The 18,171-nt window shown below is 72.9% G+C and carries 13 protein-coding genes; 10 read left to right on the forward strand and 3 right to left on the reverse strand.

Annotated features, from left to right (window positions below; all coding sequences use genetic code 11):
* Window positions 1-278: 278 nt before the first annotated feature.
* Window positions 279-1,112 (forward strand): TrmB family transcriptional regulator, encoded by an 834-nt coding sequence (locus POF43_RS21630; protein WP_271313007.1) that lies wholly within the window; start codon window positions 279-281, stop codon window positions 1,110-1,112.
* Between the two features lie 298 nt (window positions 1,113-1,410).
* On the opposite strand, the gene POF43_RS21635 is transcribed toward POF43_RS21630, so the two are convergent.
* Entirely contained in the window at window positions 1,411-3,051 is a 1,641-nt protein-coding gene (locus tag POF43_RS21635) for a PucR family transcriptional regulator (RefSeq protein ID WP_271313006.1), read from the reverse strand.
* Between the two features lie 266 nt (window positions 3,052-3,317).
* Between POF43_RS21635 and POF43_RS21640 the strand changes: the two genes are divergently transcribed.
* From POF43_RS21640 to POF43_RS21675, 8 genes are all read left to right on the forward strand, one after another.
* Window positions 3,318-4,850, forward strand: coding sequence for a gamma-aminobutyraldehyde dehydrogenase (locus POF43_RS21640; RefSeq protein ID WP_271313005.1), 1,533 nt, complete (start codon window positions 3,318-3,320; stop codon window positions 4,848-4,850).
* A gap of 72 nt (window positions 4,851-4,922) precedes the next feature.
* Window positions 4,923-6,170: an ABC transporter substrate-binding protein gene (locus tag POF43_RS21645; protein WP_271313004.1), complete on the forward strand. Its 1,248-nt coding sequence runs from the start codon at window positions 4,923-4,925 to the stop codon at window positions 6,168-6,170.
* A gap of 49 nt (window positions 6,171-6,219) precedes the next feature.
* Entirely contained in the window at window positions 6,220-7,374 is a 1,155-nt protein-coding gene (locus tag POF43_RS21650) for an ABC transporter ATP-binding protein (protein ID WP_271323848.1), read from the forward strand.
* Complete coding sequence (locus POF43_RS21655) at window positions 7,371-8,303, forward strand: ABC transporter permease (RefSeq protein ID WP_372516101.1); 933 nt, start codon at window positions 7,371-7,373, stop codon at window positions 8,301-8,303. The genes POF43_RS21650 and POF43_RS21655 overlap by 4 nt, the downstream gene beginning before the upstream one ends.
* Entirely contained in the window at window positions 8,303-9,178 is an 876-nt protein-coding gene (locus POF43_RS21660) for an ABC transporter permease (protein ID WP_271313002.1), read from the forward strand. Before POF43_RS21655 ends, POF43_RS21660 begins: the two co-directional genes overlap by 1 nt.
* An 81-nt stretch (window positions 9,179-9,259) precedes the next feature.
* Entirely contained in the window at window positions 9,260-10,654 is a 1,395-nt protein-coding gene (locus POF43_RS21665; protein WP_271313001.1) for an NAD(P)/FAD-dependent oxidoreductase, read from the forward strand.
* A gap of 442 nt (window positions 10,655-11,096) precedes the next feature.
* Entirely contained in the window at window positions 11,097-11,549 is a 453-nt protein-coding gene (locus tag POF43_RS21670) for a hypothetical protein (protein WP_271323847.1), read from the forward strand.
* A gap of 299 nt (window positions 11,550-11,848) precedes the next feature.
* On the forward strand, window positions 11,849-13,354 hold the full coding sequence (locus POF43_RS21675) for a CoA-acylating methylmalonate-semialdehyde dehydrogenase (protein WP_271317617.1): 1,506 nt from the start codon (window positions 11,849-11,851) through the stop codon (window positions 13,352-13,354).
* Here POF43_RS21675 and POF43_RS21680 read toward each other — a convergent pair.
* Both POF43_RS21680 and gabT read right to left on the reverse strand, forming a co-directional pair.
* Window positions 13,326-13,946: a phosphatase PAP2 family protein gene (locus tag POF43_RS21680; RefSeq protein ID WP_282704699.1), complete on the reverse strand. Its 621-nt coding sequence runs from the start codon at window positions 13,944-13,946 to the stop codon at window positions 13,326-13,328. The genes POF43_RS21675 and POF43_RS21680 overlap by 29 nt on opposite strands.
* Before the next feature lie 390 nt (window positions 13,947-14,336).
* Window positions 14,337-15,698 (reverse strand): 4-aminobutyrate--2-oxoglutarate transaminase, encoded by a 1,362-nt coding sequence (gene gabT / locus POF43_RS21685; RefSeq protein WP_271317615.1) that lies wholly within the window; start codon window positions 15,696-15,698, stop codon window positions 14,337-14,339.
* Between the two features lie 322 nt (window positions 15,699-16,020).
* Between gabT and POF43_RS21690 the strand changes: the two genes are divergently transcribed.
* On the forward strand, window positions 16,021-18,129 hold the full coding sequence (locus tag POF43_RS21690; protein ID WP_282704700.1) for a type IV secretory system conjugative DNA transfer family protein: 2,109 nt from the start codon (window positions 16,021-16,023) through the stop codon (window positions 18,127-18,129).
* The last annotated feature ends 42 nt before the right edge of the window (window positions 18,130-18,171 follow it).

Consider the following 18,171-nt stretch of genomic DNA (forward strand, 5'->3'; position numbering starts at 1 on the left):
GATGCGGGGTGCTTGCTGCTGTTCGGTAGTACGTGATGCGCGTAGACACGAGACGAGACGTTTCGCACGGACCAACGCGATCCGTACGGGGAGATGCCCGGGACAAGCGGTGGAGCAAAGGGTGGAACGGGTCCAACTGCCGTGCATATCCGCCGGTTGCCACCCCGAACAGTGGTGGCTACTGGCGAGAAAAGTAGCGAAGTCGCCAACGGGTGACAACCAGGAACGTGCAAATCCTCCCCACAACTTGGCGCCTCGTGCGTATACGGTGTGCTGCCATGGAACCGGAGGACCAGTCCGTCGGTCAGCTCGTGGCACTTGGGCTGGCCCGGTACGAAGCGCGGGTTTACCTCGCACTCATCAGGCGTGAGTCCTACACGGCGGCCGAGGCCGCCCGCGAGGCCGACGTCCCTCGCCAGCGCATCTACGACGTACTGGACGCCCTCGTTCGCCGCCGGCTGGCGGTCGCCCACCCGGGCCGGGTGGCGACCTTCTCGGCCGCGGACCCCGAACTCGCCCTGGCCCGGCTGATGTCGGAGCAGCGCGAGGCGCTCGAACGGATGGAGCGCATCTCCACCGGGCTGGCCGGCGCGCTGCTGCCGGTGTGGTCCGAGGGGCGGTCGCAGTCCGACCCGCTGGACTACATCGAGGTGCTGCGCGACCCGAAGGCCATAGCCGAACGGTTCGCCGACATCCAGGAGCACGTGCGCTACGAACTGCTCAGCTTCAACAAACCGCCGTTCGTCACCCCGACCGTCAACACCGAGGGCATCACCGCGGTGCACCGGCTGTGCCGCGCGCAGGGCGAGGCGCGGGCGATCTACACCTACGACGTGCTCGACGACCCCGACATCACCGACAACGTCCAGCAGTTCGGCCAGGCCGGCGAGCAGGCCCGCTTCGTGCAGGACCTGCCGCTGAAGTTCGTCATCGCCGACGCCTCCCTGGTGCTGTGCGACATGCCCGACCCGGTGGCCGGAACCGGCGCCACCACCGCGCTGTTCATCGAGCACCCCGCGCTGGCCGGCTGCCTGCGGCTGGCCTTCCAGGCGGTCTGGAGCCGCTCGTCGACCCTGGAGGCGATCCGGGAGGCCCGCGCGGCGGCCGGCTGACCCGCGACGGGTTCCCGGGGCCGCACGGGCCCGCCACGGGCCTGCCACGGGCCCCTGAGGCGGCGGGAGCGGCGGGACGGGCCCCGGGGGCGGTGCGGGCGGTGGAGCGGGGCCCGGCGGGCGGCGGGAGCGGCCGGACGGGTTCGGCGGGCGGTACGGGCGGTGGAGCGGGGCCCGGCGGGTGGCGGGAGCGGCCGGACGGGCCGCGGGAGCGGCGCGGGCGGTGGAACGGGCCTCGGCGGGTGGCGGGAGCGGCCGGACAGGCCCCGGGGCGGTGGGACGGCCCCGGAGGCCGGGTTCAGCCGCGGACCGCCTCCAGGGCCAGCAGGGCCACGTGCAGCGACAGGCAGGACTCCACCTGGTCCAGGTCGGTACCCAGCACCCGCTCCACCCGGTGCAGCCGGTCGTAGAACGACGGGCGCGACAGGTGGGCGGCATCGGCGGCGGCCGACTTGTTGCGCCCGCACGCCAGATAGGTGCGCAGCACGCCGACCAGGTCCGCGTCGTTGTCCGCGTCGTAGGCCAGCAGCGACCCCAACTCCCGCTCCACGTACGTCTGGAGCCGCGCGTCGTCGCGCAGCAGGTGCAGCAGCCCGCGCAGCCGCACGTCCGGCAGCCGGTAGTACGTACCGGTCTTCGGACCGCCGGCGTGCGAGGCGGCGTCGGCGACCTGGGCGGCCTCCAGCAGGGTGCGCCGCGCGTCGCGCAGCGAGCCCACCGAGAACCCGGCCGCCATCAGGAACGCCGCCCGCCCCGCGTCCGGTCGCGGCCCGCCGGCGGTCAGCCGTTCCAGCGCCGCCGCGAACCCCTCCAGCGCCGCGTGCTCGTCGTCCGAGGCGCCCAGCGACACCAGCAGCCCGACCCCGCCGTCGTCCAGCGTGCCGATCAGCGCCGCCAGCCCCCGCTCGCGGGCCGCCAGCGCCGCGGTCTCGGTGAAGTCCCGCAGCCGGGCCTGCGCCTCCAGCGCGGCCGAGGAGCCGGTGCCGTGCGGCCGCAGCACGACGCCGACCAGCCGCCGCCCCTCCAGCGGCACCCCCAGCGCCCGGGCCCGCACCGCCACGTCGGAGACGGTCAGCGCGTGCGTGAGGATGCCCGACAGCAGCGTGCGGTGCGTCTGGCGCTCCAGCGACTCGCGGTCGCGGGCCAGCAGCCGGTTGAGCGCCAGCGTCGCGGCGCCGCGTTCCACCAGCACCGTCAGCCGCTGCGGCGGCGCGCCGTCGGCGCCGGTGACCACGATCAGCCGCCCCCAGTCCTGGCCGCGCGCCCCGACCGCGGTGACCAGCCAGCCGGCCCGGTCGTCCCAGCCGGTGCGCCCGGCCGGGTCCACCGCCCGCGACCGCCGCTCCCAGCCGTCCAGCAGCCCGCCGGCGTCCCGCCCGGCCGGGTCGAAGGCCAGCACCTGGTGGGAGAGGTTCTCCAGCACGACCGGGCCGCCGGCCAGCCGGGCCACCTCGCGGACCACCTCGGCGGGCTCGGCGCCCTCCACCGACAGCTCGTTGAAGATCTGGTGCACCGACTCCGAGGCGCGCAGTTCGGCCAGTTGGGCGTTGACCACGTGCTCGTGCACCGCCTCGGTGACCGCCACGAACCGCACCTCGGCGCGCAGCGCCACCAGCGGCAGGCCGTGCCGTTCGGCGGCCCGCACCAGCGGCCGCGGCAGCTCGTCGGCGTAGCGGCGGCCCAGCTCCACCACCAGGCCGGCCGCGCCCACCCCGGCCAGGTCGGCGATGTAGCGGGCCAGCGACTCCTTGTCGGCGGGCAGCATCACCCCGGTGGTCAGCACCAGTTCACCGCCGTGCAGCATCCCGGCGATGTCGGCCAGCTCGCTGATGTGCACCCAGCGCACCGGATGGCCGAGACCCGACCCCCCGGCCACCACCCGGGGATTGCCGCGGCGCAGCGCCTCCAGCTCCAGCACCTGGGCGACGGAGGGGAACATGGGGCGACCTCTCGCAGGGAAGCGTGACCTTGCCGAAGTGTAAAGCGGAACGCCGCGAGCCTGGCGGAGTGACGGTTGTCCGGAACTCGTCCCTCCCGGCATCGTCTCCATGGCAGACCGACCCAATAAGGCACAGATTCCGTTGATTAACCAAAAGGCAACAACGGAATCCCTTGTTTACGGCAGACTGCTCTGCCAGGATCAGCCATCAACCCGGCCCGACGCAACGCACCGCGGACCCGCCGGGAGCACCCGAGGAGAGCGTGATGGACCCACACGGCGAGGACCGCGCCGCCGCGATCGAGGTCGCCGACCGGCTGGGCGCCGGTGCCCAGTTCATCGCGGGACGGGCCCGGCCCGGCACCTCGGGCCGCGAGCACGCCGTCGTCGACCCGGCCACCGGCGAGGCCGTCCACCGCTTCACGCTCGCCTCCCCGGCCGACGTCGACCTCGCGGTGGACGCCGCCCGCGCCGCGCTGCCGCAGTGGGCCGGCGCCACCCCCGCCGAGCGCTCCGAGGCGATGCACCGGTTCGCCGCCACCCTGGCCGACCGGGCCCGTGACCTGGCGCTGGCCGAGTCGCTCCAGTGCGGCAAGCCGCTGCGGCTGTCCACCGGCTTCGACGTGCCCGGCACCGTCGACAACACCGCCTTCTTCGCCGGCGCCGCCCGCCACCTGCAGGGCCAGGCCGCCGCCGAGTACTCCGGCGACCACACCTCGTACGTGCGCCGCGAACCGGTCGGCGTCGTCGGCTCCATCGCGCCGTGGAACTACCCGCTGCAGATGGCCGCCTGGAAGGTGCTGCCGGCCATCGCGGCGGGCAACACCATCGTGCTCAAGCCCGCCGAACTGACCCCGCTGACCTCGCTGATGTTCGCCGCCGCCGCCACCGACGCCGGCCTGCCGCCCGGTGTGGTCAACGTGGTCACCGGCAGCGGCCGCGAGGCCGGCGAGCACCTGGTCGGCCACCCCGGCGTCGCCATGACGTCCTTCACCGGCTCCACCGCGGTCGGCCGCCGCGTCGCCGAGGTCGCGCTGCGCACCGTCAAGCGCCTGCACCTGGAACTCGGCGGCAAGGCGCCCTTCGTGGTCTTCGACGACGCCGACCTGACGGCCGCCGCCCACGGCGCGGTGGCCGGCGCGCTGATCAACACCGGCCAGGACTGCACCGCCGCCACCCGCGCCTACGTCCAGCGCCCGCTCTACGACGACTTCGTGGCCGCCGTCGCCGAACTCTTCGGCCGCGTCACCGTCGGCGACCCCTTCGACCCGGCGACCGACCTGGGCCCGCTGGTGTCCACCGCGCAGGCCGAACGGGTGGCCGGATTCGTCGACCGGGCCCGCTCCTGCGCCACCGTGGTCACGGGTGGGAAACGACCCCCCGGCAGCGCGCCCGCGGGAGCGTACTATCAGCCCACTCTGGTGACCGGGGCGCCCCAGGACAGCGAGATCACGCAGGGCGAGATCTTCGGTCCGGTGCTCGTGGTGCTGCCGTTCGACGACGACGACGAGGGCTTGCGGCTGGCCAACGACACCCCCTACGGCCTGGCGGCCTCGGCGTGGACCCGGGACGTCTTCCGGGCCGGCCGCGCCACCCGGGAGATCTCCGCGGGGTGCGTGTGGATCAATGACCACATCCCGATCATCAGCGAGATGCCGCACGGCGGTTTTCGGGCCAGCGGCTTCGGCAAGGACATGTCGGCGTACTCCATGGAGGAGTACACGCAGGTCAAGCACGTGATGTACGACAACACCGCGGTCGCGAAGAAGGACTGGCACCGCACGATCTTCGCCGACTAGACCGCACCTCGCGCCGGTCTCCCACGGGGGACGCCGGTTCCCCGCACCTTCACAGAAAGGCGGCCGGACCCGATGACGGATTCCAGCTCGTTCGACCCCGCCCGTTTCGTGAACGCCACCCGCGCGCGCTCCACCGCCGCCGCGATGTCGCGTCGCTCCCTGCTGCGCGGCCTGTCGGCCGGCGGCCTGACGGTGGCCGGCGCGGCGGCGCTGTCGGCCTGCGGCGTCAAGGGCCACAGCACCGGCGCGGCGGGCGGGGCCAAGATCGGCCTGGCCGGCAAGGACCTGTCGGACCAGGACAAGACCCTGCTGTGGGCGAACTGGCCCGCCTACATCGACGTGGACGACAAGAACCCCAACGTGCACCCCACGCTGGACGCCTTCGAAAAGCAGAGCGGCGTCAAGGTCACCTACAAGGAGGTGATCAACGACAACAACGACTGGTACACCCACATCGACCCGTCACTGAGCAAGGGCGTCTTCATCGGCTACGACCTGATGGTCGTCAGCGACTACATGCTGCCGAAGTACCGGGCCAACAACTACATCCAGGAACTCGACCTGGCCAACATCCCCAACCACAAGAACATCCTGCCGGACGTGATGAAGGCCCCCGAGGACCCGGGACGCCGCTTCTCCACCCCGTGGGCCTACGGCTACACCACCATCGCGTACAACAAGAACCTGGTGCACGAGCCGATCACCTCCATAGCGGAGGTCTTCACCCGCCCCGACCTGCACGGGAAGGTCTCGCTGTTCAGCGAGATGGAGGACACGATGGCCCTGGCGCTGCTCGCCACCGGCCACGACCCGTCGAACTTCACCGGCGCGCAGTTCAACCAGGCCCTGGACTACGTCCGCAAGGCCAAGGACGCCGGCCAGTTCCGCGCCTTCACCGGCAACGACTACCTCAGCGACTTCCAGCAGGGCAACACCGCGGTCACCATGGCGTACTCCGGTGACGTCGCCCAGCTCGGCAAGCCCGAACTGACGACCGTCGACCTGCCGAAGGAGGGGATGCTCTCCTGGTCGGACAACATGATCATCCCCAACTACGCGCGGCACAAGAAGAACGCCGAGCTGCTGATGAACTACTACCTCGAACCCATGGTCGCCGCGGTCCTCGACGACTACATCGACTACATCCCGGTGGTCACCGGCGCGGTCGCCGAGCTGAAGAAGCTCGACCACACCGCCGCCTCGACGCCGCTGATCGTGCCCACCGCGCAGATGCGGGCCAAGGCACGCGGGTTCATGGCGGTCAGCCTGGCCCAGCTCGACGACTACACCTCCCGGTTCCAGCAGGTCACCGGCCAGTAGACGCGCCGCTCACCGGGACAGGGCAGCGCAGGAAGAGGAAAGGGCTCAGATGAGCAGCAACGATGTACTCGGCCGCGGTACCGGCGGCGACCTCCGCCTGGCGGGCCTGACCAAGCGTTTCGGTTCGTTCACGGCCGTGGACCATCTTGACCTCACCATTCCCCAGGGCTCCTTCTTCGCTCTGCTCGGCGCCTCCGGCTGCGGGAAGACCACCACACTGCGGATGGTCTCCGGCCTGGAGGCGCCCTCCGAGGGCCGGATATTCCTCGGCGACGACGACGTGACCGAACGCAAGCCCCACCGGCGCCCGGTCAACACCGTCTTCCAGAACTACGCGCTCTTCCCGCACCTGGACGTCTACGAGAACGTCGCGTTCGGCCTGCGCCGCCGCGGGATCAAGGACGTCAAGCAGCAGGTCGCCGACATGCTGGACCTGGTCGAGCTCGGCCACCTGGCCCGGCGCAGGCCCAGCCAGCTGTCCGGCGGCCAGCAGCAGCGCATCGCGCTGGCGCGCGCCTTGATCAACCAGCCGCAGGTGCTGCTGCTCGACGAACCGCTCGGCGCCCTCGACCTGAAGCTGCGCCGCCAGATGCAGATCGAGCTCAAGCGCATCCAGACCGAGGTCGGCCTGACCTTCGTACACGTCACCCACGACCAGGAGGAGGCCATGACCATGGCCGACACCATCGCGGTGATGAACTCCGGCCGCATCGAGCAGATGGGCTCGCCCGCCGACCTGTACGAGAACCCCGGCACCACCTTCGTGGCCAACTTCCTCGGCCAGTCCAACCTGATACCCGGCACCGTCGAGGGCGTCCGCGGCGACGTCGTCACGGTCACCGCCCACGGCCAGCGGCTCACCCTGCCCGCCGACCGCTGCCGCACCGACACCGGCGCGGTCATCCTCGGCGTCCGGCCGGAGAAGGTCCGGCTCGCCCCGGCCGGCAGCGCGCTGCCGCCCGGCGTCAACGCGCTGGCCGGCGGCGTCGTCTCGGACGCCTCGTTCATCGGCGTGTCCACCCAGTACCTGGTGCGGCTGCCGTCCGGCGAGGAACTGGCGGTCTTCGAGCAGAACACCGGCTGCGAGATCCAGCGCCCGGGCACCGAGGTCGTCGTGCACTGGGACCCCTCGCAGAGCTTCGGCCTGGACGGCTCCCAGGACATCGAGGCCGGCGCCGACCTGGACGAGGAGAGTGCCGCGTGAGCGTGAGCCTCCAGGCGCCGCCCGCCAAGTCACCGGTGCCGCAGCCGCCGCCCGCCGCCCGCCGGGCCGGCCTGCTGACCCCGTGGATCCTGCTGCTGCCCGGCCTGCTGTGGCTGGTCGTCTTCTTCCTGGTGCCCATCCTCACCTCGGTCGGCGCCTCGGTGCAGACCGGCAACGCCGACCAGGGCTACCGGCTGACCTGGGACTGGGGCAACTACGGCCACGGCCTGAGCGACTACCTGCCGCAGTACGGCCACTCGCTGCTGTACTCCGTGCTGTGCACCGTCTTCTGCCTGCTGCTGGGCTACCCGGTGGCCTACTGCATCGCCTTCCGGGGCGGCCGGTTCAAAAGCCTGCTGATGGCCCTGGTGGTGGTGCCGTCCTTCACCAGCTTCCTGATCCGCACCATCGCCTGGAAGACGATCCTGTCCGACAACGGCCCGATCGTCTCCGTCCTCAACGACCTGCACGTGCTCAACGCCACCACCGCGATGGGCTGGACCGTCGGCAACCACGTACTGGCCAGCCCGGCCGCGGTCGTCTTCGGCATGGTCTACAACTTCCTGCCGTTCATGATCCTGCCGCTGTACACCTCGCTGGAGAAGATCGACCCGCGGCTGCACGAGGCCGGCAGCGACCTGTACTGCGACACCTTCGCCACCTGGCGGCGCGTCACGCTGCCGCTGTCGATGCCCGGCGTGGTCGGCGGCACCCTGCTCACCTTCATCCCGGCGGTCGGCGACTACATCAACGCCCAGCTGCTCGGCAACCCCAACACCGGCGTCGTGGGCCAGAAGATCGAGGACCTGTTCCTGCGGCAGACCGACGGCTACCCGGTCGGCTCGGCGATCTCGGTGGTGCTCATGGCCGGCACCCTCATCCTGGTGCTGCTCTACATCCGCAAGGCGGGCACGGAGGACCTGATCTGATGACCACCACCACCGCGCCCCCCGCCGCGTCCACGCCGTCCGGCGCCGCGGACCCCGGCCGCCCCTACCGCCGCTCCCCGCTGACCTGGATCCGCGAGCACCTGCTGGCCGCGATCACCGTCGTGGTCTTCGTCTTCATGCTCGCGCCGAACGCCGTCATCCTGTGGATGTCGTTCAACCAGCCGATCGGCAAGTTCGACTACGACTGGAACCGGTTCTCCCTCAGCGCGTGGAAGAACCCCTGCGCCACCAACGAGATGTGCCACAGCCTCGGGCTGTCGGTGGAGATCGGCCTGATCGCCACCCTGGTCTCCACCGCGCTCGGCACCATGATCGCCTTCGCGATGGTCCGGCACCGGTTCAAGGCCCGCTCCGGCATCAACTCGCTGCTCTTCCTGCCGATGGCCGCGCCCGAGGTGGTCATGGGCGCCACCTTGACCGCGCTGTTCTTCAACACCATCGGCCCCGGCTCGCTGGGCTTTTGGACCATCACCATCGCCCACATCGTCTTCTGCCTCAGCTACGTGGTGGTCACTGTCAAGTCCCGGCTGGCCGGCATGGACCCCACCCTGGAACGCGCCGCGCAGGACCTGTACGCCACGCCGTTGCAGACGTTCATGAAGGTCACGCTGCCCCTGGTCGCCCCCGGCATCGGCGCCGCGGCCCTGCTGGCCTTCGCCCTGTCGGTGGACGACTACATCATCACCGCGTTCACCGCCGGCAACATGGAGACCTTCCCGATGTACATCTGGGGTTCGGTGCAGCGCGCCTATCCCGCCCAGATCGATGTCATCGGTTCACTGATGCTGATCTGCACGATGGCGATCATCGCCCTGTCGCAGATCCTCGGCCGCGCGCGGAACGCCCGCCGCTGACCCCGCCGACCCGCTGAAGGCGGCGGACGCCCGGAGCCGGCCACCGACATCGGCCGGTCATGAGAAAGGCAGTGATAATGGATGGATCCCGCACGCGCACTCGCTGACGCGACGCCGGAAGCGCTGTGGCTGGAGGACCCCGGCCGGCCCGCCGCGGCCGCCGCGCTGGTCGGGGACGAGTCCTGCGACCTGCTGGTGGTCGGCGGCGGCTATTCCGGACTGTGGACCGCGCTCATCGCCAAGGAACGCGACCCGTCCCGCGACGTCGTCCTGGTCGAGGGCAAGCGCGTCGGCTGGGCGGCCAGCGGCCGCAACGGCGGTTTCTGCGCCGCCTCCATCACCCACGGCCTGGGCAACGGGATCGACCGCTGGCCGGACGAGCTGGCCCGGCTGGAGGAGCTGGGCGCCCGCAACCTCGACGAGATCGAGGCGGCGGTCGCCCGCTACGGCATCGACTGCGACTTCGAACGCACCGGTGAGATCGACATCGCCACCGAGCCGTACCAGGTCGACGACCTGCGCGAACTGGCCGGCGAGGCGTCCCGGTACGGGGTCGAACTCGACTTCCTCGACCGCGACGCGATGCGCGCCGAGGTCGACTCCCCGACCTTCCTGGCCGGCCTGTGGGACCACGACGGTGTCGCCATGCTGCACCCGGCCAAACTCGCCTGGGGCCTGGCCCGCGCCTGCGCGTCGCTGGGCGTGCGGATCTACGAGAACACCCGGGCCCTGCGGCTGGCGCCCAACGGCGCCGGCATGGCGGTGCGCACCGACTACGGCCGGGTCTTCGCCCGGCACGTCGCGCTCGGCTCCGGCGTCTTCCCGTCCCTGGTCAAACGGGTACGGCCCTACGTGGTGCCGGTCTACGACTACGCGCTGGCCACCGAACCGCTCACCGCCGACCAGCTCGACTCCGTCGGCTGGCGCAACCGGGCCGGCCTGGGCGACAGCGCCAACCAGTTCCACTACTTCCGGCTCACCGCCGACAACCGGGTGCTGTGGGGCGGGTACGACGCCATCTACCCGTTCGGCGGCCGGGTCGCCGCCGAACACGACCGCAGACCGCAGACCTACCGGCTGCTGGCCGAGCAGTTCTTCCACTGCTTCCCCCAGCTGGAAGGCGTCCGCTTCAGCCACGCCTGGGGCGGCGCGATCGACACCTGCTCGCGCTTCTCCGCCTTCTACGGCACCGCGCACCGCGGCCGGGTCGGCTACGCGGCCGGCTTCACCGGCCTGGGGGTCGGCGCCACCCGGTTCGGCGCCGAGGTGGTGCTCGACCTGCTGTCGGGGGAGCGCACCGAGCGCACCGAGCTGGAGATGGTCCGCAGCAAGCCGCTGCCGTTCCCGCCGGAACCGCTCGCCTGGGCCGGCATCGAACTGACCCGCCGTTCGCTGGCCCGCGCCGACCGCAACGCCGGCCGCCGCAACCTGTGGCTGAAGACCATGGACCGGCTGGGCCTGGGTTTCGACAGCTGACGCGGGGTCGTCGGGCCGCCGGGTCGTCGCTCCGCCGTGTCGTCGCTCCGCTGTGGGGGAACGTTTCTCCATGGCGGGGCGGCGGTGCTGGCGGCCGGGCGGCGGAAGGCGGCCGGTCGCGGTGGTTGCGTACCGAGGCGTGGCCGACGGCCGGTGCGGTTACCCGGGCCGGCGGAGGGTGCGGTGGTTGCGTCCCCAGGGGGGTGGCCGGCCGGTGTAGCGACCCGTGCCGGCGGAGGGTCGGGCTTCCCCCAGGGGCGGTCCGGCGCGGCCGGTTTCGCGGCGGTGACGCGGGCGTTGACACGTTGTTTCGGCGTGCCGGAGCGCCCGCGTCCGGATGTGACGGGGATCACGCGTGGCGGCGCGTCATGCCCGGGCCGCCGACCGCTCTCCCTTCCGCGTGGCGCACGGCCGCGCGGGGTCGGGGACGGAAGGGGACGCGATGCGCAACTCAGCGGCCGGGGACGCGGTCGCCTGGCTGGCGTCCGCCGCACCGGACCCCGCCGACTGCCGCCGGCGGTGGGAGCGCCATCCGCTGGGGGTGGCCCTGCTGCCGGCCGGCCGCACGTGGGACGTCCTGGTGGTGACTGGCCCGCTCGGCCCGCCGGCGCTGCGGGTGCTGACCCGGTTCACCGACGCGCCGGGACCCGTCCTCGGCGACCCGGCCGGCACTCGCACCGGGTTCTTCGTCCCGCCCGGCACCGCTGCCCGCTGGCTCGGCACCCGCATCCGCGGTGCAGGCCCGGGCAGCTGGGTCGCCGTGCCGCACCCCGGCCGGGCCACCGGCGGCGTGCGGTGGCTGGTCCCGCCGGACGGCTCCGGGCGGCTGAACGACCCCGGGCTGCTGGAACTGGCCCTGCACGAGGCCGCCGGCCAGCTCGCCGACCGGGGGTGAGGGTCGGCGGTGACAGCTGATGGTGAGGGCTGAGAGGTGACGGCCGGTGGTGAGGTCCGGCCCGGAGGCCGATGAGCGGCATCCGTGACGACGGCCGATGACGACGGCCGATGACGGCGGCCGAGGGTGACGGCGCCCCGGCGGCGACACCGTGGCCGACGGTCTGTAAAGGCCGACCGCGTGACGCCGACACGTTGATGCTTGTTACCCCCGGTGGCCGCTGACGACACTGGAGCCACAGGCTCCCCGGTCCCACCCCGCCCCCCGGCGCTCACCCCGGGTCAACAGGAAGGTCTGCCGTGACCACCAAGCGCATCACCCACTGGATCGCCGGCCAGGAATGGACCGGTACCGCCGAACGGCGCGGCGACATCCACGACCCGGCCACCGGCCGGGTCAGCGGGTACGTCGACTTCGCGTCCATCGCCGAGGTCGACCAGGCGGTCGGTGCCGCCGCCCGGGCCTTCCGCGACTGGCGCGAGGCCTCGGTGGCCCGCCGCACCACCGTGCTGTTCGCCTTCCGCGAGCTGCTCAACGCCCGCAAGGACGAACTCGCCGCCCTCATCGTCACCGAGCACGGCAAGGTGCACTCCGACGCCCTCGGCGAGGTCGCCCGCGGCCTGGAGGTCGTCGAGTACGCCTGCGGCATCCCGCAGCTGGTCAAGGGCGGCTTCACCGAACAGGCCTCCACCGGCGTCGACGTGTACTCCATCCGCCAGCCGCTCGGCCCGGTCGCCGTCATCTCGCCGTTCAACTTCCCCGCCATGGTCCCGATGTGGTTCTTCCCCATCGCCATCGCGGCCGGCAACACCGTCGTCGTCAAGCCCTCCGAGAAGGACCCCTCCGCCGCCAACTACCTGGCCGGCCTGTGGAAGGAGGCCGGACTGCCCGACGGCGTCTTCAACGTCGTGCACGGTGACAAGGTGGCCGTCGACCGCCTGCTGGAACACCCCGACATCAAGTCGGTCAGCTTCGTCGGCTCCACCCCGATCGCCCGCTACGTCTACGAGACCGGCACCCGCAACGGCAAGCGGGTCCAGGCCCTGGGCGGCGCCAAGAACCACATGCTCGTGCTGCCCGACGCCGACCTCGACCTGGCCGCCGACGCCGCCGTCAACGCCGGATTCGGCGCGGCCGGCGAACGCTGCATGGCCGTCTCCGTCCTGGTCGCCGTCGACCCCATCGGCGACGAGCTCGTCGAGAAGATCAAGCAGCGCATGGCCCGCCTCACCGTCGGCCCCGGCTGCGCCCCCGAGTCCGAGATGGGCCCGCTGGTCACCGGCGTGCACCGCGACAAGGTCACCTCCTACCTCGACTCCGGCGTCACCGACGGCGCCACCCTCGCCGTCGACGGCCGCAAGCACCCCGTCACCGGCGACGACACCGCCGACGGCTTCTGGCTCGGCCCCACCCTCTTCGACGACGTCAAGCCCGGCATGTCGGTCTACAACGACGAGATCTTCGGCCCGGTGCTGTCCGTCGTCCGGGTCGCCTCCTACGAGGAGGGCGTCGAACTGATCAACGCCAACCCGTACGGCAACGGCACCGCGCTGTTCACCAACGACGGCGGCGCCGCCCGCCGCTTCCAGCGCGAGATCGAGGTCGGCATGGTCGGCATCAACGTGCCGATCCCGGTGCCCGTCGCCTACTACTCCTTCGGCGGCTGGAAGGCCTCGCTCTTCGGCGACAGCCACGCCTACGGCCCGGACGGCGTCCACTTCTTCACCCGCGGCAAGGCCGTCACCCAGCGGTGGCTGGACCCCAGCCACGGCGGCATCAACCTCGGCTTCCCCACCAACGCGTGACCCGGTAGCCCACCACCAGCAGCACCCAGCACAGGCACCAGCTCGCGGCCACGTCCAGCGGCCAGTGGTAGCCGCGCCACACCAGCGCGGCGCCCACCGCGAGGTTCAGCGGCACGGCGGCGGCCACCAGCAGCCGCCGTGCCGCGGCCCGCCGGCACAGCGGCAGCAGCGCGAGCACCACCAGCCCGGACGCCATCGCCGCGGTCGCCGCGTGACCCGACGGGAAGTACCCCGAGTGCGCCCCGAGCACCGACGTGCCCGGCGCCGGCCGGCCCACCGCCGCCTTCCCCGCCGACACCACCAGCCCGGTCACCGCCATCAGCCCCGCGTACACCGCCGGCCCGAACCACGCGCGGCGCCGCAGCCCCGCGTAACCGAGCGCCACCGCCAGCACCGGCAGCGCCACCACCAGGTCGCTGGCGTCCGCCAGGACCTGCGCGCCGCCGCGCCACCCCGGCCGGGCCGCCGCCGCCCGCAGCACCGCCGCGTCCAGCCGCACATCCGCCCGCCACCACGCCCCGTGCGCCACCACCTGCCAGGTCAGCACCGCCAGCACCACCAGCGCGGCCACCACGGACAGCGCCACCACCACGGTCGCCGGGCATGCCGAACGCCCCGGAACAGGGGGGAGAGTTCCGGGGCGTTCGTGACGATCGCCGGGCCGCACGTCCCGGGGGGTTTGGGACGAACGTCGGACCGATCGGCGGGAAGCGCCGGGACGCGAGGTCCCGGCATTGTCGCGCGCGAGGGCACTGCTATATCGGCGATGGGGAGTCGCCGACGGGATGTCGCCCGCAGTCACCCGCGAGCGGGGTGGTTCCTTCATCTGTGACGACACTACGTCACCGGCGACGGGCCGGGCAGGGGTGTCACCCACCTTCCACAGGACCGCACAGGACCTTCACCGCCGCCCGCACGGCCGTCCCGCCGGCCCCTCCCGGCCCGCCCGCCATCACGCTCCGTGTCCCTCACAGTCGGCGGATCACCGGCCGGCGAACGCCGACTCGATGATGTCCAGGCCCTCGTTCAGCAGGTCCTCGCCGATCACCAGCGGCGGCAGGAACCGCAGCACGTTGCCGTAGGTGCCGCAGGTCAGCACGACCAGCCCGGCCGCGTGGCACGCCTTGGCCACCGCGGCCGCCGTCGCCGCGTCCGGCTCCTTCGCGCCGTCGCGGGTGCCGGAGGCCACCAGCTCCACCGCGATCATCGCGCCGCGCCCGCGCACCTCGCCGATCACGTCGTACTTGTCCATCAGCGCCGCCAGCCGCGGCTTCATGATCTCCTCGATGCGCCGGGCCCGGGCCGGCAGGTCCAGCTCCTTCATCGTCTCGATCGAGCCCAGCGCCGCCGCGCACGCCACCGGGTTGCCGCCGTAGGTGCCGCCCAGGCCGCCGGAGTGCGCCGCGTCCATGATCTCGGCGCGCCCGGTCACCGCCGCCAGCGGCAGGCCGCCCGCGATGCCCTTGGCCGTGGTGATCAGGTCCGGCACGATCCCCTCGTCCTCGCACGCGAACCACTGGCCGGTCCGGCAGAACCCGGTCTGGATCTCGTCCGCGACGAACACGATCCCGTTGGCCTTCGCGAACTCCGCGATCCGCGGCAGGAAGCCCTTGGCCGGCTCGATGAAGCCGCCCTCGCCGGCGATCGGCTCGATGATGACCGCCGCCACGTTCTCCGCGCCGATCTGCTTGGTGATCTGGTCGATCGCCGCCTCGGCCGCCTCCGCCGCGCACGCCTGCGCGTCGCCCTTCCAGCGGAACGGGTACGCCAGCGGCACCCGGTAGACCTCCGGCGCGAACGGCCCGAAGCCCTGCTTGTACGGCATGTTCTTCGCCGTCAGCGCCATCGTCAGGTTCGTGCGGCCGTGGTAGCCGTGGTCGAAGACGACGACCGCGGTGCGCCGGGTGTGGGCGCGGGCGATCTTGACCGCGTTCTCCACCGCCTCCGCGCCCGAGTTGAACAGCGCCGACTTCTTCGGGTGGTCGCCCGGCGTCAGCTCCGCCAGCCGCTCGGCCACCTCCACGTACCCCTCGTACGGGGTCACCATGAAGCAGGTGTGGGTGAACGCCTCCAGCTGCTCGGTGGCCCGGCGCACCACGGCCTCGGCGCTGTTGCCGACCGAGGCGACCGCGATGCCGGACCCGAAGTCGATCAGCGAGTTGCCGTCCACGTCCTCCAGCACGCCGCCGCCCGCGCGGGTGACGAACACCGGCAGCGTCACCCCGACGCCGGCCGCGACCGCCGCGTTCTTGCGGGCCAGCAGCTCCAGCGACTTCGGCCCCGGCACGGCGGTGACCAGACGGCGTTCCTGCGGCAGCGCCGGGCCGCCGGACAGATGGGTCATGGGATGCTCCTCGCGATCCGGTGGCGGGCGGTCTGGCCGACCGCGCTGACGACCGCAGGCTAAGCCCGCCCCCGCCCGCCGGGCATGCGCCGCCGGGGAGTGGTGCCGGGGTGCGGTTTCGACGCGGCGGACAGTTGCCCCGCGGCCGTTGCGCGGCGCCCCACCGGCTGCCCCGACCCCCTCGCGGCCCCGCGCGACCGGCGCCGGCACCGGTGCCCGCCGCCGTCCGCGGGCGTGACGAACCTTCAGGGGCCGGGCCCGCTCGACTACATTGAGGACGATCGCGGTCGGCGACGGTGCGAGGGCTAGGGGCAAGCGGAGTATGAACATCGACGGCACGCACGGCACCAGCGACACGACTCCGGCCGTGCCGCCCGTCCCGCGCCCGGCGGCCCCCCCGCCCCCCATGCCGCACCGGCCCCCCACCGGCGCGCTGGAGACCTGGCTGCGCACCCCCCGCCACGCCGACGCCCCCGGCATCTACGCCTACGGCCACCACCCCCGCCCCGCCCAGGACCCCGCCCGCCTCCCGGACCGCAAACTGCTGGGGGGAGCGGCGCTGTCGCTGCTGATCGGGGCGCTGGTGTGGTCGTTGTGCAACGACGAGTACGTCACCTTCTGGTTCTGGCCCTTCCTGTGGCTGACACCGGACTCCTGGCGCGTCGCCCACCCCGGTGACACCCTCGTGGCCTTCAACGTCACCTCACGCGTCTACTACGTGCTGTGCACCCTGCTGCTGCTCGCCGTCTGCGCCCGCTTCGGCCGCTGGCGTGAGGTGCTGCGCCGTTACGTGCTTCCGCTGGTGCGGGCGGCGAAGGAGCCGGTGGCCGCCTCGGGGGCGGTCGAGGCCGGGGCGGTGGACGATCCGCTGGAGTGGCCGGAGGTGCGGGCGGCCGGCGGGGTGGCGGTGGCCGAGCGGCTGGCGCAGGAGGCGCGGGCCGGGCGGATGAACGACGTCGACTACGTGCGGCTGCACCGGGCGTGGCGGATGGCCCGGGGCAGCGCCGACCGGGCGGAGGCGTTCGGCGAGGCGGTGCTGCGGCACGGCGCGGCGGCCTGGACGCATCCGTCCGGCGCCCGCGACGTGCCGGACCGCTCGGCGCGGCACGACCTGTACACCGCGCAGGTCCGCATCGGCGCGGCGGACGAGGGCGACCGCAACCCGTACCAGTACCGCGGGGCGGGCATGGCGCTGGACCCCGCGCTGCTGGGCACGTCGCTGCTGGCGGTCGGGCCGCCCGGTTCCGGCAAGACGCGGCACCTCGTGCGGCCGGTGGTGGAGTCGCTGTGCCTTCAGGCGCTGGCCGGGACGGCCGCGGTGATCGTCGTCGGGCCGGCCGGCGCGGACCTGGGGCCGGCGGACGCCTTCGACGTGGTGATCTCGATCGGCGACCCGGCCTCCGCCTACGACCTCGACCTGTACGGCGGCGCTACCGACCCGGACGAGGCGGCCGGGCTGCTGGCGGCGGCGCTGCTGGACGGGTTCGACAGCGAGCAGAGCGATCCGCGCCGGGCGTCGACCGCGCTGGCGCAGGTGCTCGGCCCGTTCCGGGCGGCGCACGGCCGGTTCCCGTCGGTACCGGAGCTGCGTGAGCTGCTGGACGGCGGCGCGGCGGCGGTGGCGGCGCTGCGCGAGCGGCTGGACGAGGCCGGCCAGCCCGGCTGGGCGCGCGAACTGGACTCGCGGTCCCGGCAGTCCGGCCGGCCCGGCGACGTCGGCGCGCTGCTGGCGGACCGGGTGGCGCTGCTGGACCGGCCGGCGTTCGCGGGGTTCTTCGACGTCAGCGGGCGGACGAAGCCGTTCGCGCTGAGTGCGCTGGAGCACCCGCTGCGGGTCCGGGTCGACCTGCCGGAACGCGGCCACACCGAGGCGTCCCGGATGCTGACCCGGCTGCTGCTGGCCCAGTTCACCGTGGCGGTGACCGGCCGCCGGGACCGGGCGCTGTTCGCCTGCCTGGTGCTGGACGACGCGACGCGCGCGGTCACCGCCGACGCGGTCCGCTCCCTGCAACGGCTGCGGTCCGCGCACGCGGGCGCCGTGCTGGCGTTGCGCGGCCTGGACGACGTGCCGGAGGCACTGCGCGGTGCGCTGCTGGGCGCCGCGGGCTGCCGGATCGCGCTGTCGGGCGTGTCGACGTGGGACGGCAAGCGGTTCGCCGAGTCCTGGGGCACGACGTGGGTCGAGGAGGAGGACATCACCCGTACCCCGGACCAGTCCGGCGGCCTGTTCAAGCGGTTCGTCCGCGGGGTGCGGCGGCTCTTCACCGGCGAGGCGGCGACCACCGAGTCGGTCACCGTCCGCCGCGTCGAACGGGAACGCTGGTCCGCCTCCGACCTGGCCAACGCGGTCCCCCCGGGCCACGCGGTCGCCTCCCTGACGACGGTGGGCGGCGAGACGGCCCCACCGGTACTGATCGACCTGCGGGGCTGAGGGATGCGTGGGGCCGCGGGGCCTGCGGGCCGACGGACCTGC

The organism is Streptantibioticus silvisoli (genome assembly GCF_027947535.2).
GTDB lineage: Bacteria > Actinomycetota > Actinomycetes > Streptomycetales > Streptomycetaceae > Streptantibioticus_C > Streptantibioticus_C silvisoli.